The following is a 20,279-nucleotide window of genomic DNA, read 5'->3' as shown; positions in this document are numbered from 1 at the left end:
AAGACCGCCGCAAAACGACAGACCGTTGACCGGTCAGTTGGTGGGCCGGCAGCCGGCCGGGCGCGGCGGTCGTCGCACCGCCGCGCCATAGGGCGAGTTGCCGCCGGCCGTGGTGGGGATGGCGCGGAGTGTGCGGGGCCGCCCCTCCAAGGTCAAGGGCACTTCGCGTCGCTGCAGCACGAGGGAGTGTCAAGCGCGACCCAGGCTGCGGTCGGCGTCGCGGTGGCGCCGAGGATGTTTACGTCGCGGGGTGGCGTGCTCGATGACGGCCAGGACGTACATTCTGGCCCGGTGAGCGTGACGGCTTCGGAGAAGTCGGCGGCGATGATGGCCCCGGCCTGTGACCGCAGGAACGTGGCCCGACGGTCTGGTGTCCGTTGCGGTGCCGGTCGATCCCGGCTTTCTTGAGGATCTCCCACACTCTTGATGGGGCGACCTTCACGCCGAGGTCGAGCAGCTCACCGTGGTTGCGTCGGTAGCCCCAGCCGCTGTTGTCGCGTGACCGGCGCAGCACGAGGACCCGGACCGAACGGACGGTTGGTGGTCGCCCGGCACGCTTCGCTGAGTATGCGCGGGACCTCCGATGCTCAGGAAGGAACGCGTCGGTAAGAATCGGCCCCTCGGGCGCACTACCTGGTGACGAGACACCTTCATGGCGAAGGAGAAGGAGCCAGTGACGCATGCCGAACCAAGCGAACGGTTCACCGCCCTCTACCACGCGCACCACCGACAGGTGTACGGGTACGCGGTGAGCCGGGCGGGACGTAAGCTCGCCGACGACGTGGTCGGGGACACCTTCCTCGTGGCCTGGCGCCGGCTGGACACCGTACCTGCCGCTCCGCTTCCGTGGCTGCTGGGCGTGGCCCGCAATGTGATCCGCGAACGCTTCCGCGACGACATCCGCCAGGCGAGCCTCGCCGCGGAGCTGCGCGTGTGGGTCGTGGAGGCGGACGCCGATGTTGCCGACGGCGTTGCCGAACGTGCGGCGATGCTGGTCGCGCTCGGGTGCCTAGGTGAGGACGACCGGGAGGCGCTGACGCTGACGGCCTGGCAAGGCCTATCCGCCAAGGACGCCGCCCGCGTCGTCGGCTGCTCGACCGCGACCTTCTTCGTACGCCTGCACCGGGCCCGCAAACGCCTCGAGCAGGCCATGTCCGACGCCACGGTGGACCGTCGCCGCCCCGTCCGCATTCCTAATCAGGAGTACACCCGATGAACCGTGACACCCTGCGGGCACTGGCCGACGCCCGTCCGCGCAGCCTCGACCCGTCCGGCCCGCCCGCCGATGCCGCTCTGATCATGACGCATCCTCGGCAGGAATCCGCCACCCACACCGAGCGGCGGCCCGTGCGCCGGCTCGTGCTCGCGGGCGCGCTGCCTGCCGTGGCTCTCGCCGCGACCGGCGCCATCCTGCTGAGCAACACGTCCGGACCCGGGACGCCCGTGGTGCTGCCGGTGGTGTCGTCGCCCGCCCCGGTCGACGTGCCCGCCGGCGCCGGCGCCCTGCTGCTGGTCGCCGCCGAACGTAGCGAGGCCGCGCCGGCCACTGCGGGACGCTACTGGGTAGTGCGGGCCGAGCACGGCGAAGGCGCCCGACGCTCGCAGGACGAGCTGTGGCTGGCCGCCGTGCCGGGCCTGCCCTCGGTCGGCTACTTCCGGTCCGCCGACGGCGGTTCCTGGACCTCCCGCCCGATGCAGGGCCACACCGCGGACAACAACTTTCTGCTCGCCGGGTCGCCAAGGTCCACGCGGGAACTGGCCGCGCTGCCGACCAACCCCGCGAAGCTCAAGGAGAAGCTGCTCGCCTGGTTGGCCGACACCGGCGGCGCCGAGGGACGCGACGAGTTCCTGTTCTACTCCGGCGCCGCCATCGTCCTCGACCTGCCGGTATCCCCGCAGGTGCGCGCGGCGGCCTACCGCATGCTCGCGGCGATACCAGGGGTGACGTCGCTGGGCCGGGTGACCGACCGGCTGGGCCGGCCCGGCGTGGCCGTGGCGGTGACCCGCCAGGGCGACTTCGGCAAGGCGCAGACCCGTCTGATCGTCGACCCCACGATCGGCCAGGCACTGGCCCAGGAGACCTGGGTCGCGGGCAGCCCGACGAGCTACACCGCGGTGATCAGCGGCCGGTGGTCCGACGACGGTCTGCCGGAGGCGTCCTCACTGCGGTGAAGGCATACGGCACCACCAGGCGGTGCGGCCCGACCAGGCCGTACCGCCTCGTCGTGCTCGAAGAACGGACCGGCGAAGGTGCGTAGTGCACAAAATAAGCATTACGCAGACCCGAGGGGCGCTGCCGCAGGGCCCCGGCAAAGTCGTGAGGGGTGTCTGGGTTGAGGTGGTTGGCGTAGACGCGCCCTTGGTGTGGGCAGCAGGGCGGGAGGAGCGGAGGTAGGCACCGTTGTTCGCCGCTGCTGACCGATGGATCGGGCACGCGTCGGGCACGGCCGTTGGCTACCGCCCATATCTGTCAGGAGCGGGCCACCCCGCGGGTGGGCGCACCGGCAGGACGGCCCGTGGCGGGTCGGGCATCCGGGCGCATACGGTGAGCGCGTGTTGAGGGGCGGGCCGGTGCTGCGGCCGTGGATGGTTGACGCGGGAATCGCGCTCGCCGTGCTGGTTGCCGGCGAGATCGCGATAGCGACCGGCCGCGAGGCGGGCTCGGTCGACCGGAACTGGTTCGCGTACCTGCTCGGAGTGGCGATGGCGGCGCCGCTGCTGCTGCGCCGGCGGTACCCGACCGTCGTGCTGTACACCGTCTCGGCGGCGCTGCTGCTCTTCTACTCCCTGAATTACCCCGGCTTCCCACCAGCACTGGTGCTCGCGGTACCGCTGCACGACGCGACCCGCGCCGGGCGCCTGTGGTGGGCGGTGCCGGTGCCGGTGTTCTTCCTGACCGCCGGTGCCGTCGTGGTGACCGTGCACCGGGGGGTGCCGGCGCTGGACGTGCTCGCCACGTTCCTGCCGCAGGCCGCCATGCTCGCGGTGGCGCTCCTGCTCGGCGCGTTGATGCGCAGCCGGGCCGCGTACGCCGCCGAGGTACGGCACCGGCTGGCCCGCGCCGAGCGGGAGCGTGAGTTGGAGGCGCACCGCCGGGTCACCGAGGAACGGCTGCGGATCGCCCGCGACCTGCACGACACGGTGGGGCACGCGATCGCCACCATCACCGTCCAGTCCGCCGCCGCACTGCACCTGCTCGACCGGGACGCGGAGCGGGCCCGGGAGGCACTGGAGGCCATCCGCGGCACCGGCCGGGCGGCGTTGGTCGAAATGCAGGCCACCCTCGGCGTGCTCCGCTCCGGGGACGAGGCCGCCCCGCCGGACCGGGACTCCAACCTGCAACGGGTGCCCGAGCTGCTGACCGCGGTACGGGCCGCCGGTCTGCGGGTCGAGGTGGACAGCGACCTCGCCGACCAGCGGCTGCCGGGACCGGTGGACCAGGTGGCGTACCGGGTCCTTCAGGAGGCGCTGACCAACGTGCTGCGGCACGCCGGGCAGCGGGCCCGCGCCGAGGTGCTGCTGCGGGCAGTTCCGGGCTCGGTGATCGTCGAGGTACGCGACGACGGGCCGGGCCTCGAGGCCGGTGCCGCGACCCTGGACGACCCGGGCGGTGGGCGCGGTCTGAAGGGCATGCGGGAGCGCGTCGAGGCGTTGGGCGGGCGGTTGACGGTCGGACCCCGGCCGGACGGCGGTTTCCAGGTGCGGGCGATACTGCCCCGGGAGTCGCCGGAGGGTACGTCGCCGGCCCGGGAGAGGCTGGAAGGTGGGGCGCGGTGATCCGGGTGCTGCTCGTCGACGACCAGGCCCTGGTGCGGGCCGGGTTCCGGGCGCTGCTGGAGGGCGTACCCGACATCGAGGTGGTGGGCGAGGCCGGCAACGGCGGCGCGGCGGTGGCGCTCGCCTGGGAACTCCGCCCGGACGTGGTGCTGATGGATATCCGGATGCCCGATGTGGACGGCGTCACCGCCACTGGCCGGATCACCGGCGACGCGCGGTTGTCCGGGGTACGGGTGCTGGTGCTCACCACGTTCGCCGAGGAGGACGACGTCTTCGCCGCCCTCCGCTCCGGAGCCAGCGGCTTCCTAGTCAAGGACACCGACCCGGACGAGCTGGTGCAGGCGGTACGCGTGGTTGCCCGGGGCGACTCTCTGCTCTCGCCCAGCGTCACCCGGGCCGTGATCAGACGCTCGGTCGGGGCGGGGCAGCCCGCCGCCCGGCCGAGGCCCGAGCCACCGGAGCTGGCCCTGCTCACCGCCCGGGAACGGGAGGTGGTGCAACTCGTCGCGGCCGGCCTGAGCAACGACGAAATCGCCGCCCGCCTGGTGGTCAGCCGGCTCACCGCGAAGACCCACGTGTCCCGGGCGATGGCCAAGGTCGGCGCGCGGGACCGGGCCCAGCTGGTGGTCTTCGCGTACCACAACGGCCTGGTCACCCCGGACGGATACGACGCTGGGAGTACGACCCGGTAGCAGGCCGCCTCGGAAAGTGTCTCCGCTGGCGGGACGTTTCCGCGTCGGCTGGGCCCGACGATCTGTGGCATGACCGACTCATGGCTCTCCCGCCTCGCCGCCTTCTGCCACCGGCGCCGGTTGACGGTGCTGTCCGGCTGGATCGTGCTCGCCGCGACCATGGTGCTGCTCGCCGTTCAATACGGCGCCGGCTCCGACGATGACTTCAGCACCGGCGCCACCCAGTCCGGCCAGGCGCAGCAACTGATCGACAAGCATTTCCCCGGCTTCACCGGGGACAGCGTGACGCTGGCCGTCCAAGCCGAGGCGAGCCTCGACGACCCGGCCGTGCGGGACCGGGTACGCCGGGTCGTCGACGCGCTGGCAGAGTCGGAGCACGTCGCCCGGGTCAGCTCGCCGTACGACGGGCCCGGCCAGATCACCGCCGACCGGCACACCGGGTACGCCGTGGCGTCGCTCGACGTGCCCAGCGACGAGATGCCGGTGGCACAGACTCAGCAACTGCTCGACCAGGTACGTGAGGCCAGCGGGTCCGGGGTGACCTTCGCCCTGGCCGGTCCGGCCGTCAACAACGTCGAGACCCCCGGGGGTGGCCCGGCTGACGCGGTGGGACTCGCCGCGGCGGCGGTCGTGCTGCTCGTCGCGTTCGGCTCGGTGCTGGCGATGGGGCTGCCCGTCATCACCGCGGTCCTCGGAATCTCGGTCGGCCTGTCCGGGATGTCCCTGCTGGGGCACGTGTTCCCGGCCCCCGGGTTCGCGCCGGTACTGGCCAGCATGATCGGCCTCGGGGTGGGCATCGACTACGCCCTGTTCATCGTGACCAGGTACCGGGAGGCGCTGCACTCCGGACGTACCCCACGGGAGGCGGTGGTGACCGCGACCGCGACCGCCGGGCGGGCGGTGCTGTTCGCCGGCGCGACCGTCGTGGTGGGCCTGGCCGGGCTGCTGCTGACCGGACTCGGCTTCATGCGCGGACTGGCGGTCGGCGCGGCGGTGACGGTCCTCGCGACCATGCTGGCGGCGGTCACCCTGCTGCCGGCGCTGCTCGGCCTGGTCGGGCACCGGATCGACCGGCTGTCGGTGCACCGTCGCCGCGCCTCGGCCCGACCCTGGTCGTTCCGCTGGGCCGACAGCGTCGTCCGGCGGCCGGTGGTCGCCGTCCTGGCTGGGGGACTGGTCTTGGCGGCGCTGGCCACGCCGGCGCTGGGCCTGCGGCTGAGCATGCCGGACGCCAGCACCCAGCCGCGGGACACCAGCGCCTACGCCGCGCACCGGATCCTCGCCGACGGGTTCGGCGCCGGCTTCGACGCCACCCTGTCGGTCGTCGTCAGCCTGCCGGAGGGCGATCCGGACCGGGCCGCCAGCGCGATCGCGGCCGAGCCCGGGGTGGCGTCGGTGAGCCCGCCGTGGCGCAGCGACGACGGAGCGATCGCCCTGCTCGCCGTCCGCCCGACCACCGGTACCCAGGACGAGGCCACCACCGAACTGGTGCACCGGCTCCGGGCGATCACCGCGGACCAGCCGGTACTCGTCGGCGGCGTGGTCGCCGCGGCCATCGACTTCGCCGGACTGACCGCCGACCGGCTCCCCCTGGTGATCGTGGTGGTGGTCGGCCTGTCCCTGCTGTTGTTGGTGATGATCTTCCGGTCCCCGCTGCTCGCGGTGAAGGCCGGCCTGCTCAACCTGATCTCGATCGGCGCGTCGTTCGGGGTGCTGGTCGCAGTGGTGCAGTGGGGCTGGCTGGGGGATGTGCTGGACTTCCCCACCACGATGCCGGTCACCGCCTGGGTGCCGCTGATCATGTTCCCGGTGCTGTTCGGACTCTCCATGGACTACGAGGTCTTCCTGGTGTCCCGGATCAGGGAGGCATACGACACGATCGGCGACACCCGGCTGGCGGTACGCGAGGGGCTGACCCGCACCGCCCGGGTGATCACCGCTGCCGCGGCCATAATGATCGCGGTGTTCCTGTCCGTGATGCTCGGCGCCGACGTCGGTGTCAAGCAGCTAGGCCTCGGCCTGGCCGTGGCGGTGTTCGTGGACGCCACGATCGTGCGGCTGGTCCTGCTGCCGGCCATGATGGAGCTGGTCGGCCGGTTCAACTGGTGGCTGCCCGGCTGGCTCGACCGGGCGCTGCCCAGGGTCCGCCTCGACGAAGCTGAGCGCGCGAACAGACCGGGGTCCGAGCGGTCGGCTGTGGCTGAGTCCGCGACCGGCGATGAGGCCGTGCGGCCGGCAGAGGCGGCGACGGTGTGACAGTGGGCGCATGATGGCGGCCCGTCGGCGGATCATCCACGGCGAGCCGCCGTGGGCCGCGATGGAGTCCACTTCCGATCAGTCTCTAGAATCCGCCGACTTCCATCCCGTACACAGTCGACCCGCGTTCCTCGGGGCGGGCGGCGGTCTGCTCGACTTGCCCGGGTCGATGGTGTGCGGGATGGCCCTGCGTAACCACCCTGTCGGGCTCGCAAATTCGGTGCGGGTCCGTGACGTGCGCCTTTGTGTGAGGTCTGCCCCGGCGGTAGCGGCAACGATGGGGTCATGACCGCTTCGCTGGTGTACCTGCTCCTGCGCCAGATCTTGCAGATGCTCACCCAACTCGCCCGCGACGGCGGCGCGAAAGACGTCGAACTGCTCGTGATGCGCCATCAGGTGGCGGTGCTGCGCCGGCAGGTGCACCGCCCCGATCTGCAGCCCGAGGACCGGGTGGTGCTGGCGGCGTTGTCACGGCTGCTGCCCCGACCACAATGGTCAGCAGGCAGCGTCAGGTCCGGCATGGGCGCCCCGGGCAGATGTGCGGCCCCACCGTCGTCCTCCGGGACGGGCAGGTTCCCCGGTAGGACGGTCAGGTTGGTCATGTCCGGGCCCTCCTCGTGTCGTGCGGACCCACCGCCTGACGCGGCCTGCAGGAGTTGTTCTGCCAAGGCTTGGCGTCGCGCAGACAGTTGGCGGATCTGGTCGTCGAGTGCGTCGATCGCGCTCTGGTACTCAGCCATAGAGGCTGGGCACTCGTCGGCATGCACGCGGCCAGCATTGAGGCAATCGACGAAAGGGCGAGCCCGGGTCAGCGGGATGCCCAACCGTGCCAGAGACCGCAGTTCCTGGACGACGCGCAGCTGGTGCTCGTCGTAGTCCCGGTAGCCGTTGTCCCGCCGCGTCGGCGGCACGAGCCCGAGCGCTTCGTAGTAGCGAATCGCCTTCGGGCTCACCCCAGCAGCCTGGGCAACCTCACCGATCTGCACCGTTCCTCCTACGCCGTCATCCCTGAGCGCTGCGACGCTAAACCTTGCCCCCAAGGGAAAGATCAAGGGCGCGGTTTGAGGGGGGGCGGGTCCGGCCGCTGACAGAATTGACAGCTGGGTTCCTCACGTGCGGTAACCGCCAAGACAGCCTGCGCTACTGCCATCGTCCGTCGCCGCGACCCGATCACCCCTGGTGGCGGGACACCTCTGTGCGGATCTGTCCGGTCAGGACTGTGCCGCGTGTGCGGCGTCGGGCGCGGAAGCGGAACTTGCGGTCGCCGAGGTCGGCGCGCGTCTCGACGAAGCCGGCTGCGCGCAGCCGGGCCGGCAGGGTGGCCGGATCGACGGGTTCGTAGATGTCGTCGGCGTGGAAGCCGCGGAGATTGTCGGAGGCGAGGCTGTCGGTGCCGGCGAACCAGCCAGCCGGGCGTAGGACCCGGGCGGCCTCTGAGAACAGCTGGTCCTGGGCCAGTTGTGGCGACACGTGGTGCAGCATCGTGAAGCAGACGACAGCGTCGACAGAGGCGTCGGGCAGCGGGATGGCGGTCGCGTCAGCGTGCAGCACGTCGATTCCGGGGAACCGGGCGGCCAACGCCGCGGCGAGCTTCGGATCAGCCTCCAGCACGGTGAGCCGGTCGCATCGATCGAGCAGGTATGCGCTGCTCGCGCCGAAGCCGCCGCCCAGTTCCAGGGTGTGGCCGTTGAGATCGAGATCGGCCAGCCCCCACGGGATCACCTCGGCGGCGAGGTGCTCGGCCCACTCGGCGCTGGCGCAGAACAGGTCATGGTCGGTGTTCATCTCAGTGCCCCCTCAATCAGGGTGTCGAACAGCAGTCGGCGGGCTTTCGTGGCCGACCAGCCGTGTCGGGCGCGAAAATGCAGGTAGGTCCAGGCGACCGCGTTGAACAGCACGTCCGCCTGCTCGGCATCGGGCGCCTCGCCGCGCAGCTGGCCGGCGGCGCGCGCGTCGCGGATCACCGCGATGAACGGGTCGAGGAATCCCATCGGCACCTCGCCCGCTTCGTACGCGCGGTGGAACATCTCGTCGGAAACGGTCAGGACGTCCGTATGGGCGTCGACGACGTCGGCGAGGGCGTGCATCGCCCGGCCGAGTCGCTCCCGTGGCGTCCCGGCCGCGGTGAGTACCGGCAACATTGCGTCGCGGTAGTCCTCGGCGAGGCGGCGCAGCAATCCTCGTAGCAGTGATTCGCGGGTTATTCCATTGCGCCACAGAGTGACCCGCGACCGTCCAGCCTCCTCGGCAACCCGTTCCAGGGTCAGGCCGTCCCAGCCGACCTCGCCCAGTACGGCGACCGCTGCGCGAGTCAGATCCTCATCCACGTCGTGAACGTACTAGAGCCGTTCATGCAACACAAGTGTTGCGTCCACCGCATCGTATGTGTTTCATATAAGAACTCGATGAGTTGCATGACTGACTGGAGGAAGCCCCGATGAAACTTCCGTTCGTCGAGCCGCTGACCACGAACCCGCCTGGACCGCGGGTGGTGCCCGAACCGCGTCGACGGGGCGAGCCGGGCGGCCCGCCGTGCACCATCTGCGACCAGGACGAGGGCATCTGGTCCGACGAGAACTGGGTACTGCACAACCCGGTGGGCGGCAGCCTGCCTGGCACACTGTGGCTCGCCTCGCGGGTGCACGTCGATTCGTTCAAGGATCTTCCCGATGAGATGGCCGCCGACTTCGGCCGTCTGACGGCCCGGATCGAACGGGCGATCCTCACGCTGGGCGACATTGCCCGGGTCCACCTGTATCGGTGGGGCGACGGAGCGGCGCATTTCCACACCTGGTTCATGCCCCGTCCACTCGGAATGCTGGACGCCACCCGGTACGCGCTGGCCGTCTGGGAGGACAACCTGCCGCAGGCACCGGCGGCGGACTTTGAGCGGGCCGGCCGCGCCATCGCCGCCGTTCTCGCGGACGAGGCAACCGAAGCCGCTGACCCCATCACGCTGTCATCGAAGCCTGGCTGCTGAACCAGTTACCCGATCAAGTCAGACCACGGGGGCGATGACGTGACCGACATCGGAGCGGACGCCGAATCGACGGCCGGTGACTGGCCGCGTGACGCCACCACGGCACCCCTGCCGGCAGGGGTGCCGTGGTGGACGATCGTGACGCAGTGGCTACGGATCGGCATCCTTGGGTTCGGAGGGCCGCCGGCACACATAGCGCTACTGCGTCGACTGTGCGTAGCGGACCGACGCTGGATCTCAGCAGCTGAGTTTGAGGACGGGGTTGCCGCCACGAATCTGCTGCCGGGGCCAGCCTCGACGCAGCTGGCGATCTACTGCGGGTGGCGGCTCAGGGGTGCGATCGGCGCGCTGCTGGCCGGCGTGTGTTTCATCGTGCCGGGCCTGGCGGTGATCCTGGCGCTCGCGGCACTGCTGCTGTCCGGGCACCCGGCTCGACCGGTCATGGGTGCCGCAGCCGGAGCTGGGGCGGCTGCCGCCGCGGTGGCCGTGCACGCCGCGATTGGGCTGGTACCGGCCAGTTGGCGGCGGGCAGGATCCGGCCGACCGGCACGGCTGCGATGGATCGGGTACCTGGCTGTGGGTGCCGTCGGGACGGTCTTTGTCGGGCCGTGGCTGGTGCTCGTCATGGTGATCTGCGGGGTCGCCGAGGCGGCGGTCCGGGTCCCGCGTCGGCGGCCGGCGAGCGCGGTGCCGGTACTCGCCTTCGGCGGGATCGGAGGCGGGACCGGCGCACTGGCCTGGACGGCGTTCAAGGTGGGGGCACTGTCGTACGGGGGCGGGTTCGTGATCATCCCGCTGATGCAGGCAGATGCGGTTGACCGCTACCACTGGATGACCGCCGGGCAGTTCCTGTGCGCCGTCGCGCTCGGCCAGCTCACACCCGGGCCGGTGGTGCAGACCGTGGCGGTGATCGGGTACGCCGCCGCGGGCGTACCGGGCGGCCTGCTCGCCGCGTTCGTGGCGTTCGCCCCGTCGTTCGTCTTCGTGATCGGAGGCGGGCGACGCTTCGACCGACTCCGCGCGAGCCCTTCCGTTCAGGGTTTCCTCGCTGGCGCCGGGCCGTCCGCGATCGGGGCGATTCTCGGCTCGGCCGGGCCGCTGGTGTTGTCCCTCCACCATGTCTGGCAGTTCGCGGTTCTCGTCGCAGTGGCAGTGTGGCTGCTGGCAGCCCGCCGTGGCGTTGTGACCGCGGTGCTCGGCGCCGGCGCACTGGGCCTGGTCGCCGCGCTCGCTGGCTTCCCGGTCGGATAGCAACGGCCTGCGTTCAGGCCCAGGTCACCAGCACCAGCGACTGCGCCTGACCTAACGGCGCCTGTGAGAAACCATCGCTCCCGGCGTCGGATCGCCGGAACGTCTCGTCGTGCTGTCAGCGTCGCGTCAGTTGACGTGCCCGGCCGCGGTCCGTCAGGAACATGCCCTCGTCGACGTGACCAAGGAGGAGCTGGTGTGGCACCGCCCCGTGCACCGGTACGTATGTCGCCACGTCCCGCCAGGAGGCATCGGCGTCGGGAACGATGCCATCATGAGCAGCATGAGCGAGGACCTGCACAAGCTGGCGGCGGCGGAGCTGGCCGACCTGGACCTCTCCGACGACGCCAAGGCGTGAGAGCGGATCTTCCGTAGGCCAGTCGTGGGGGCGGGGTCACCACGTCCCGGACCTACTTGCCTGGAACCTGCGGCGAGACCGCTCGAGCTGCCGCCACGGCCGCACGACTGGGGCGCGAGCTCGTTCGCTCTGGCAGCGGTCGCGCAATGCCACATCGCACGACGCCAGAAATGCCCGCCCAGATGACAAGAAGGATGCCGCTGATGAAGCACCGCGACCTGTACCCGCCGGTCGAGCCGTACCGCACCGGGATGCTCGACGTCGGCGACGGTCAGCGGCTCTGGTGGGAGGAATGCGGAAACCCTGACGGTACTCCGGTGCTCGTCGTGCACGGCGGACCGGGCGGTGGCTGCGTGCCTGATCATCGGCGCGCCTACGATCCAGCGGCGTACCGGATCATCCTATTCGACCAACGTGGCTGCGGCCGTAGCGAGCCCCACGCCAGCGACCCCGCAGTGTCGCTGGAGACCAACACGACCTGGCAGCTCGCCGCGGACATGGAGCTGTTGCGAGACCGTCTCCGGGTGGACCGCTGGGTCCTCTCCGGCTCTTCCTGGGGCAGCACGCTGGCGCTGGCCTACGCCCAGTCCCATCCGGAACGGGTGCTCGCCATGGTCCTGCGCAGTATCTTCACCCTGCGGGAGAGCGAGGTGCGCTGGGTGTACCACGAGGGCGCTTCCCGCCTGCTTCCCGAGCGCTGGCAGGAGTTTCGCAACGCAATCCCTGAGGACGAGCGAGGCGACCTCGTCGCGGCGTACCGCCAGCGGTTGGAGTCTGCCGACGACGACGTACGAGTCAGCGCCGCCCAGGCGTGGACGCGGTGGGAGACCGCCGGCATGCTACTGCACCCGAACCCACAGGTGGAGGCATTGTTCGCGCAGCCCCGCTTCGCGGTGGCGTTCGCACGCATCGAGAGCCACTACGTCGCACACCGCGGCTTCCTCGAAGAGGGACAGCTGATCGACGGTGTCGACGCCGTACGGCACATTCCGACGGTGATCCTGCAGGGACGTTACGACCTGTGCACTCCACCGGTCACCGCCTGGGATCTGCATCGCGCGTGGCCGGAGGCCGAGCTGCACCTCGTCAACGACGCCGGCCACTCTCTCGACGAGCCCGGAATGGTGCACCGCCTCATCGAGGCCACGGATCGGTTCGCCAACCGCTGACCAACGACGTTGCCCAACCTCACCGATGCCGATCACCGCGCCCCGATACCGGCGCACCTGACGACCGGCAACCACGAGGATCCGCCCCCGCGCGTGGCACAGTTCGGCGGCACGCGGTTCCTCGGCGGCGGCGCCTTGACGTCTTATTCCGTTGGTTGTCCCAAGCCACGATCGTCGTCGCCCGACCCGCATCTCGACGGCAGCCCCGCCGGCCCCCTGTGACCGGAACAACCCGGGCGGTCCGACGACGTCCTCGCCGGGTGACCTGGGGTGCCCGCGTTCGTCTGCATGCACCACTGCCCCGGCTGTCCCGTTCCTCGACGGGATGCGCCTCACCGACGGCCGCGGCCTCGGCCGCGTGGTCGCGCGACACCCGCACGTCGCGCATGACCCACTCGGTGGCCGCGGCCGCCGAACAGGCAGCCGGCCCCTGACCGTTGGTGCTGATCAGGGGTCGGTTCGTGCGGGTCGCGCGGAGGGCGAGGGATTCGAATCCTCGGGGAGGGCCACCCCTGCCGACAGTTTTTGATCTTGTTGACGCGTGCAACGAGGCACAGCAATCATCAGGCGACGATGGCCCAGACCTGGACGTCGCGGTGTTCGCCGTCGAGGTAGAAGGCTTTGCGGTGGGTGCCCTCGTGGGTGAAGCCGAGGCGTCGAGCGGCAGCGATGCTGGACTGAACCGCCCCGGGTTTGGTAGCGGCCCGACCTCTTGTGGAGGATCGAGCTATGTCACGCCCTTCCCCTTATCCGCGTGAGTTGCGTGAGCGAGCGGTGCGGATGGTCGCCGAGGTGCGGCCGAACTACGAGTCGGAGCACGCGGCGATCGGCGCTGTGGCCCACAAGCTGGGCATCGGCACCGCGGAGACGCTGCGCAAGTGGGTCCGCCAGGCCGAGGTCGACGCCGGTCAGCGTTCCGGGGTGAGCACGGATGAGTCGGCGGAGTTGAAGCGGCTGCGCCGGGAGAACGCGGAACTGCGCCGGGCGAACGAGATTTTGAAGGCGGCGTCGGCTTTCTTCGCGGCCGAGCTCGACCGGCCACAGCCACGCTCGTGAGGTTCATCGACGAGCACAAGCAGGTGTTCGGCGTCGAGCCGATCTGCCGTGCCCTGCGCGAGCACGGCTGGCAGATCGCGGCCAGCACCTGCCGGGCCGCCTGCCGGCGCACGCCCTCGACCCGCTCCCGCCGTGACGTCTGGCTCGGGCAGGAGATCCGGCGGGTGCACGCGGCGAACTACGGCGTCTATGGCGCTCGGAAGGTGTGGCTGACACTCAACCGTGAAGGTGTCCCAGTGGCCTGGTGCACCGTCGAACGGCTGATGCGCCAGCTGGGACTTCGGGGGCGTGGTGCGGGGCAAGACCCGACGGCAGGTGGCACCCATCGTCCAGAAAGCGGCACCCCGCACCACGGCCTTGTCCGGTGTCGGCCCCGAGGTCGCCGCCCAGCTGCTCACCACCGCCGGCGACAACCCCGACCGGCTGCACTCCGAAGCGGCTCTGGCCCACCTCTGCGGCGCAGCACCCATCCCCGCGAGCTCCGGACGGGTGCGCCGCCACCGTCTCCACCGGGGAGCTGACCGCGGCGCCAACCACGCCCTGCACACCGTCGCGCTCTGCCGCATGCGCTACGACCAGCGAACACAGGCTTACGTCCACCGCCGCATCACCGAAGGCCTCAGCAAGGAGGAGATCCTGCGCTGCCTGAAGCGCTACATCGTCCGCGACGTCTACACCGCCCTACGCGCCGACTTCGCCGCCCTCGCCCCTTGACCTCCATACCTCGGCGTTTCACGATCTTGACGTGATTTGTCTCATGTGGACATAGAAAAGTGCCCCTGATCTGGGAAAATCTGAGTGTCGAAGTCAGAAATCGCCCGGATCGAGAGGCACTTTTCGCGTGATGGATGTTACCGGATGGTCGAGGCGGCTGGTGGTCACCGCCGGCGGTAAGGGTGTGGTTTCGCACGCGGGCGCGGTCGCGTTGCGGCTGACCGCCGACCGTACGGGCCTGACCGGAGCCCTGTCACAGGCGCTGCAACGGCCCGACTTCACCCCCGGCCACGACCGGGGCCGGGTCCTCGCCGATGCGGCGGTGATGATGGCCGATGGCGGGAACACCGTGCGGGGTATCGATGTGCTGCGCCACCAGCGTGACCTGCTCGGCGAGGTGGCCTCCCCGCCCACGCTGGGCAGGGCGTTGGGCGAGGTCGACCAGGCCGCCCTGGAGCGCATCGACGCCGCCCGCGCCGCGGTCCGCGTCCGGGTCTGGAACCTGGTCGCCGCCCGCCACGGCCGGATCCCGGCGGCCCGGGTGCCCAACGGCGACCTGGGAGACACGATCGTGCTGCGCATCGACGCCCACTTCATCGACGCGTACTCGCGCAAGGAGCAGGCCGGCAGGTTGCGCGGCCGCTACGGGCTGCACCCCATGGCGGTCATCTGCGACAACACCGGCGAGTGCCTGGCCGAGCAGTTGCGGCCCGGCACCGCCGGCGCCAACGACGCTGACGACCACATCGCCCTGCTGTCGCGGGCCATCGCCCAGATCCCGCCGGCCTGGCGGCACAACCTGCTCATCACCGCCGACGGTGCCGGCGCCACCCACAAGCTGCTGGCCTGGATCGCCTCCCTCAACCGCGATCCCGACGGTGACGACCCCGGCATGTGCGTGGAGTACTCAGTCGGCTGGCCGGTCGACAAACACACCGGCCGCGCCATCGCGCAACTGCCGCCCGAGGCGTGGACGGCCATGCTCGCCGCCGACGGAGCACCCGGCACCCCCGCCACCCTCGACGCCGCCTCCGGCCCCGACAGCGTCGGCGAGGTCGCCGACATCACCCACCTGCTGCCCCACCTGGGCACCTGGCCACCCGGACACCAGGTGTTCGCCCGCCGGGTCAAACCCATCCGCGACACCACCCCGAAACCCCTGCCCGGCACCGAACAGCTCGAACTCGACCTACAGACCCGCGCCGCCGGCTGGCGCTACGAAGCCTTCGCCACCAACAGCCCTCCGACCCGACCCGACGAGGACCCCGACGAGGTCGCCGCCTGCCTCGACGGCCGCCACCGCGCCCACGCCCGAGTCGAAGACCACTTCAAGGAAGGCAACACCACCGGAGCCGACCGGCTACCCTCCCAACGCTTCGCCACCAACGCCGCCTGGTACCGCACCCAAGCCATCGCCTGCGACCTCATCGCCTGGCTGCAACTGCTCGGCTGCGACGGCCACCAGGCCCGAGCCGAACCCCGCACCCTGCAGTACCAGGTGTTCCACACCCCGGCCACCCTCACCCGCGGCAGCCGACGCCGCCGACTCAACTTCCCACCCCACTGGCCCTGGACCGACCACATCAAGGCGATCTTCCAACGACTCCTCGCGATACCCGCCCCGACCTGACCCCCGCACCACCGTCGGGCCGAGAACGGAAACCACCGCCTGGAGAACGGCGCCCCCGAGGCGACACTCGGCACCACCGGCATGCCCACCCACCGCAAACCACACCCCAACAGCGACCAGTCATCCACATACGTCAATGGTCGACCCGGAAGCGCCGGAGCAGGGCCCGTACCGGCGTCGGGAGGTCACCGGCGCCCGCTCGGCCTGCCAACGCAGGACCACGGCACCGGATCGCGCGGTCGGCGACAAGGTTCTTAACCTCGATCCGTGGACGAGCCCTCGGGATGAGCCCGCTCCGAATTAGTGGATCTTGCTGCTGATGAGGCAAGGCTGATCCGCTGGTCCTGTGCCCAGCGTGCTCGGGTCCTCGCTCGTCGGTAGGTGTGGATGCCGGTGCTGGTGGAGATGCGTGGCGGGTAGTCGTTGGTTAGGTCGCGAAGACGGCTTTCCAGAGAGTGAGCCAGGCTTCGGCTCTGGGCCAACGCGCGGGTAGGTGCAGCACGGGGCGGCGTTGCGGGCGGGCGAGTCGGGCGGCGACGTTGATCAGGTGGGTGCGCAGGGTGGCGCCTCGGGCGACGGCGTGGCGGGCCGTGCCGGTGAGGGTGCCCGCGGCGCGGAGCAGGTTGTGACAGATCGCGGCGAGGATGCACCACGCGGCGTTGGCGGCGAACACCCCGGAGGGTTGGTGGGCCCAGGGTCCGTCGATGAGGTCGGACCACACGGTCTCGCAGATGGCGTGGCGGCGGTGGGTGATGTCGGCCTCGGCGGTCGGTTCGGTGGTGTTGGTGAAGAACGGGTGGTAGCGCCAGACCGGGAACAGGGGGTCCTGGGTGTTGGCGTCGAGCACGCGGCGCACGACGAGCCGACCGGTGATCTCGTGGCGGGTGCCGGCGAAGGCGGTGTATTCCACTTCGGACACCTGGGCGTCGGAGATCAGTTCGCCGGTGTCGGGGTCGGTGACCGCGCCGGGGTAGTGCACGGGTGTGTACTGCTCGTCGGGGAGGCTGCCGATGGCGGCGTCGACGGCGGGGTTGCGGGCGATGGCGAACGAGAACGTGGCCCCGGCTTTGACCACCGCGTTGACGACTGTGCCGCTGCAGTACGCGGAGTCGCCGCGCACGAGGATGTTCTCCGCCCGCGCGCCTGCGGCTTTGGCGGTGTTGATCGCCTCGGTGACCATGCTCGCCGCGCCTTTGGCCGAACCGGCACGCCCGGCCCGCAACCGTACCCCGGCCAGCACCGGCGCCGCGGTCTCGGTGCAGATGGTGACCGCGAGGGGCGACAGGCCCCGTCGCAGCACCGTGCGCCCTGAGATCTTCGTGTGACCGAACGAGGCGCCCTGCTTGGCCCGCCCATACACCGGGCGTAGCAGCGAGTCAATGTCGACGAAGGCGCGTTCGCCGATGCCGTCCAGCACCGGGGTCTGCTCGGCGAGGGCGACCAGGTGTCGGCGTAGCACCGCCGACAGTTGCCGGGTGTGGCCATGGGTGAACTCCCGCAGGAAGATCCCCAACGTGGCGCTTGCGTAGACCCCGCCGAACACCTTCTTCATCCCACCGGCCCGGATCACGTCCAAGTCTTCGATGCTGTCCGCTCCGGCGGCCATCCCGGCGATGATCGAGGTCAGCTTCGGCGTCGAGTTGGCCGCCCCCGACGTGACCCGCTCATCGACGAACCGGACATGCTCATGCAACAGCCGAGACAGCCCGGCCTGCTCAGCCAACTCCAGCAGCGGAACCAGGCCCGCATGCGACACGAGATTGTCCTCGTCGAACACCGCGCTGTCGCCGCGCCAGGCATGAGATGCTTGCACCGAGAGTGCCCTTCCGAGCCGGTCTGGTCAGGTCCTAGACAAACCCGATCATCCCAGCTCGCAGGGCACTCTCATCGCATCTCCACGCAGTTTCTGGTCACAGCCGACCGACTGGTCCACGGATTGAGGCTTAACCGCATCAACCCGCGGTGGTACGGTCGCCAAGGCTGACGATGACGTGTGTGGGAGGGCGAGTGCCTGAGTCGCAGTGGAGCGTCGCGGTGGTCGGCCCTGGTGGCGTTGGCGGTCTCCTCGGCGCGGTGCTGAGTCGGGCCGGCCACTCCGTGGTGTACGTGGCGAAGCCGGACACTGCGGCGGCGTTGAACTCAGGTGGACTCAGCGTGCACAGCGCGCAGTTCGGTGAGTTCCACGTACCAGCAAAGGCAGCACCGTGGCTGGCCGAACCGGTCGACTTGTGCCTGGTGACGGTCAAGGCGAACAGCTTGGACGCGGCACTGGCCGGCGTGCCGGCGGAAGCATTGCGCGACGGCCTGGTACTTCCACTGCTCAACGGCGTCGAGCACATGACCGCGCTGCGTGCGCGTTTCCCCGCTGCGCCGGTTGTCGCCGGCGCCATTCGGGTGGAGTCGACGCGGGTCGCGGCCGGACGAATCGAGCACACCAGCCCCTTCTCCTGGATCGAGGTGGCCAGCGACGCGGCACCGCGCGAACGCGTCGATGTGCTGGCGGCCCAACTGCGGCAGGCCGATCTTGACGTGACTGTCCGCGACGACGAGACGGCCCTGCTGTGGGACAAGCTCGCGTTTCTGGCGCCGCTGGCGTTGCTCACCACGCACGCCGGCGCGGCGGCCGGGGTGGTGCGCGATGAGCGGCGAGCCGACCTGGAAGCAGTGGTCGGCGAGGTCGCCGCGGTGGCAGGAGCCGCCGGCGCACGGGTCGACCCCGCGGCAATCCTCGGCATGTTCGACCGTGTACCAGCCGGCATGAAGTCCTCAATGCAACGCGACGCCGAGGCGAACCGACCGACCGAGCTGGACGCTATCGGCGGTGCGGTCCTGCGCGCTGCGCGACGACACGGGATCGACACGCCAATCACTGCGCGACTCGTCGACGAACTCCGGGCCCTCGAAACTAGCGGGGCCGTGCGTTAACGGGGCATCCCCGGCGCCTTCGATCGGCGTCATCCTCCGACCCCGGGCAGGTAGGCGACATCCTCAACTGCCGCCGACCGGGCGCCACGCTCTGTGACGAGGCGCGGTGGGTCGAACGCTCGGTCGTGCCGAGATGAGTGCGTTTGATTGCCACGCAAGTTGCGTTCCTGGCCGGAGGACTCATTGACCAGCAGCGTGACCGACCCGGACGTTCAATCGGTCACCGGCGTGCCGGCGTGCACAGCGCATTAAGCTCCGGGTAACTCACAGCTTGGTCGAGCGTGTGGTAGGTGCCCGCCTCCAGTAGTTCGCGGGCGGCCCGCTCGGCCACGCCATACGCTGCCTGGGCAATCGCGGTCCCGACGCTAATCCGGCGAACCCCGACAGCGGTCAGCTCGGCGACGGTCGGTCCGCCCGGTCCCGCCATCGCGTTAACCGGCAGCGGTGACGCTGCGGTCAGCACGCTGAGCGTGTCGAGGTTCAGCAGACCTGGCACGAACAGGCAGTCGGCGCCGGCCTTGGCGTATCCGGCAACGCGGGCGAGGACGGCGTCAAGCCGTCCTGCGGGCTCGCCGATCTGAAACAGGTAGACGTCGGTGCGGACGTTGATCACGAACTCCGGCACCCCGGCGCTGGCCGCCGCCTTCCGTGCGGCCTGGATACGTTGCATCTGCTCCTCGACGGGCAGCAGCGTGCCGTCTGCGGCGCGGGAGTCCTCGATGTTCACTCCAACGGCGCCCGCCTCGATTGTCGCCCGGACAGTGGCTGCCACGTCTTGGGGCGTGAGGCCGTATCCACCCTCGACATCGGCAGTCACCGGTACATCGACGGCCGCTGCGATGCGGCGCACCGCCGCCATCACTTCTTCCCGTGTCAGCATCTCCCCATCGGGCCGGCCGAGAGACCAGGCCACGCCGCCGCTGGTAGTCGCCACAGCGGCCGCGCCGGCCCGGGCCACCAAAGCCGCGCTAGCCGGATCCCAAGCATTCGGCAGCACCAGCACGGATTGATCGTGCAACGCCCGCAGCGTGCGAGCCTTATCGGTGATGAGTGCATCGGTCATGGTGTACCTCCATCAATCAGGTGAATGCAGAGACGATCGAACGCTCGCGGACGATGCCGCTCGACGGTCCGCTCGCGCGCCCGTCGAGCCGGTCATTAGCACGGAGGACGGCTGTGCCCCCGGACGTCGCCGTCCCAAGTAGGGAGGCACCGTCCGCCGTCGCCCGTCCACCGCTTCCGCAACCGCAGGGGCCGCTGTGTCGGCTCGATCGGCACGGCTTGAGTCTTCCTGGAACGAATCATCATGGCTGGCGGCTTTCGGCCCTGACCGTGTCAATGACGCGAATGGGCCTCACCACTCCGTGCGGCAGACAGCCACTGATTAAGGTCTCCACGCCCCAGCGATGATGCTGCTGTGGCGGCGCACTCTTCTAATCCGAAAATGAACAGTGCGTGGGCAGGCGGCAGCTCC

Annotated in this window: 16 protein-coding genes and 1 pseudogene; 12 read left to right on the top strand and 5 right to left on the bottom strand. The window is 70.3% G+C overall.

Annotated features, from left to right (window positions below; all coding sequences use genetic code 11):
- Positions 1-652 precede the first annotated feature (652 nt).
- From OG799_RS16670 to OG799_RS16650, 5 genes are all read left to right on the top strand, one after another.
- Entirely contained in the window at positions 653-1,216 is a 564-nt protein-coding gene (locus OG799_RS16670; protein ID WP_406045941.1) for an RNA polymerase sigma factor, read from the top strand.
- The gene (locus OG799_RS16665; protein ID WP_406045940.1) at positions 1,213-2,172 is read left to right on the top strand and encodes a CU044_5270 family protein; all 960 of its coding nucleotides are present in this window, start codon (positions 1,213-1,215) and stop codon (positions 2,170-2,172) included. The genes OG799_RS16670 and OG799_RS16665 overlap by 4 nt, the downstream gene beginning before the upstream one ends.
- A 381-nt stretch (positions 2,173-2,553) precedes the next feature.
- Positions 2,554-3,777: a sensor histidine kinase gene (locus tag OG799_RS16660; protein ID WP_406045939.1), complete on the top strand. Its 1,224-nt coding sequence runs from the start codon at positions 2,554-2,556 to the stop codon at positions 3,775-3,777.
- Entirely contained in the window at positions 3,774-4,469 is a 696-nt protein-coding gene (locus OG799_RS16655; protein WP_406045938.1) for a response regulator, read from the top strand. Before OG799_RS16660 ends, OG799_RS16655 begins: the two co-directional genes overlap by 4 nt.
- 69 nt (positions 4,470-4,538) lie before the next feature.
- Positions 4,539-6,725 (top strand): MMPL family transporter, encoded by a 2,187-nt coding sequence (locus OG799_RS16650; RefSeq protein WP_406045937.1) that lies wholly within the window; start codon positions 4,539-4,541, stop codon positions 6,723-6,725.
- Between the two features lie 392 nt (positions 6,726-7,117).
- Here the strand turns inward: OG799_RS16650 and OG799_RS16645 are convergent, their stop codons facing one another.
- The 3 genes from OG799_RS16645 to OG799_RS16635 all read right to left on the bottom strand — a co-directional run bounded on the left by OG799_RS16645 (position 7,118) and on the right by OG799_RS16635 (position 9,052).
- Entirely contained in the window at positions 7,118-7,711 is a 594-nt protein-coding gene (locus OG799_RS16645) for a MerR family DNA-binding transcriptional regulator (protein WP_406045936.1), read from the bottom strand.
- A gap of 184 nt (positions 7,712-7,895) precedes the next feature.
- Positions 7,896-8,510 (bottom strand): class I SAM-dependent methyltransferase, encoded by a 615-nt coding sequence (locus tag OG799_RS16640; protein WP_406045935.1) that lies wholly within the window; start codon positions 8,508-8,510, stop codon positions 7,896-7,898.
- Positions 8,507-9,052, bottom strand: a complete 546-nt coding sequence (locus OG799_RS16635) for a TetR/AcrR family transcriptional regulator (protein ID WP_406045934.1) — start codon at positions 9,050-9,052, stop codon at positions 8,507-8,509. The genes OG799_RS16640 and OG799_RS16635 overlap by 4 nt, the downstream gene beginning before the upstream one ends.
- A 161-nt stretch (positions 9,053-9,213) precedes the next feature.
- On the opposite strand from OG799_RS16635, the gene OG799_RS16630 reads away from it, so the two are divergent.
- The 6 genes and pseudogenes from OG799_RS16630 (at position 9,214) to OG799_RS16605 (ending at position 15,880) form a co-directional block, all read left to right on the top strand.
- Positions 9,214-9,705, top strand: coding sequence for a hypothetical protein (locus OG799_RS16630; protein ID WP_406045933.1), 492 nt, complete (start codon positions 9,214-9,216; stop codon positions 9,703-9,705).
- A 39-nt stretch (positions 9,706-9,744) separates the two neighbouring features.
- Entirely contained in the window at positions 9,745-10,956 is a 1,212-nt protein-coding gene (gene chrA, locus OG799_RS16625; protein WP_406045932.1) for a chromate efflux transporter, read from the top strand.
- A 175-nt stretch (positions 10,957-11,131) separates the two neighbouring features.
- Positions 11,132-11,311: a hypothetical protein gene (locus OG799_RS16620; RefSeq protein ID WP_406045931.1), complete on the top strand. Its 180-nt coding sequence runs from the start codon at positions 11,132-11,134 to the stop codon at positions 11,309-11,311.
- Between the two features lie 203 nt (positions 11,312-11,514).
- Complete coding sequence (gene pip, locus OG799_RS16615) at positions 11,515-12,480, top strand: prolyl aminopeptidase (protein ID WP_406045930.1); 966 nt, start codon at positions 11,515-11,517, stop codon at positions 12,478-12,480.
- Between the two features lie 729 nt (positions 12,481-13,209).
- Positions 13,210-14,250, top strand: a pseudogene (locus OG799_RS16610) (IS3 family transposase).
- Positions 14,251-14,380: 130 nt separating this feature from the next.
- On the top strand, positions 14,381-15,880 hold the full coding sequence (locus OG799_RS16605; protein WP_406045929.1) for an IS1380 family transposase: 1,500 nt from the start codon (positions 14,381-14,383) through the stop codon (positions 15,878-15,880).
- Between the two features lie 427 nt (positions 15,881-16,307).
- Here the strand turns inward: OG799_RS16605 and OG799_RS16600 are convergent, their stop codons facing one another.
- Complete coding sequence (locus OG799_RS16600) at positions 16,308-17,693, bottom strand: IS1380 family transposase (RefSeq protein WP_406045928.1); 1,386 nt, start codon at positions 17,691-17,693, stop codon at positions 16,308-16,310.
- A gap of 194 nt (positions 17,694-17,887) precedes the next feature.
- Between OG799_RS16600 and OG799_RS16595 the strand changes: the two genes are divergently transcribed.
- Positions 17,888-18,805: a ketopantoate reductase family protein gene (locus OG799_RS16595; RefSeq protein WP_406045927.1), complete on the top strand. Its 918-nt coding sequence runs from the start codon at positions 17,888-17,890 to the stop codon at positions 18,803-18,805.
- Between the two features lie 220 nt (positions 18,806-19,025).
- Here the strand turns inward: OG799_RS16595 and OG799_RS16590 are convergent, their stop codons facing one another.
- On the bottom strand, positions 19,026-19,868 hold the full coding sequence (locus OG799_RS16590; protein WP_406045926.1) for an isocitrate lyase/phosphoenolpyruvate mutase family protein: 843 nt from the start codon (positions 19,866-19,868) through the stop codon (positions 19,026-19,028).
- Between the last annotated feature and the right edge of the window lie 411 nt (positions 19,869-20,279).

The organism is Micromonospora sp. NBC_00898, assembly GCF_045207895.1.
GTDB lineage: Bacteria > Actinomycetota > Actinomycetes > Mycobacteriales > Micromonosporaceae > Micromonospora.
This window is presented reverse-complemented; position numbering and strand designations above follow the sequence as displayed.

Coding starts and splice junctions, on each gene's coding strand:
- OG799_RS16605 (WP_406045929.1), top strand. CDS start 14,381: ATGGATGTTACCGGATGGTCGAGGCGGCTGGTGGTCACCGCCGGCGGT.
- OG799_RS16640 (WP_406045935.1), bottom strand. CDS start 8,510: ATGAACACCGACCATGACCTGTTCTGCGCCAGCGCCGAGTGGGCCGAG.
- OG799_RS16665 (WP_406045940.1), top strand. CDS start 1,213: ATGAACCGTGACACCCTGCGGGCACTGGCCGACGCCCGTCCGCGCAGC.
- OG799_RS16650 (WP_406045937.1), top strand. CDS start 4,539: ATGACCGACTCATGGCTCTCCCGCCTCGCCGCCTTCTGCCACCGGCGC.
- OG799_RS16590 (WP_406045926.1), bottom strand. CDS start 19,868: ATGACCGATGCACTCATCACCGATAAGGCTCGCACGCTGCGGGCGTTG.
- pip (WP_406045930.1), top strand. CDS start 11,515: ATGAAGCACCGCGACCTGTACCCGCCGGTCGAGCCGTACCGCACCGGG.
- OG799_RS16670 (WP_406045941.1), top strand. CDS start 653: ATGGCGAAGGAGAAGGAGCCAGTGACGCATGCCGAACCAAGCGAACGG.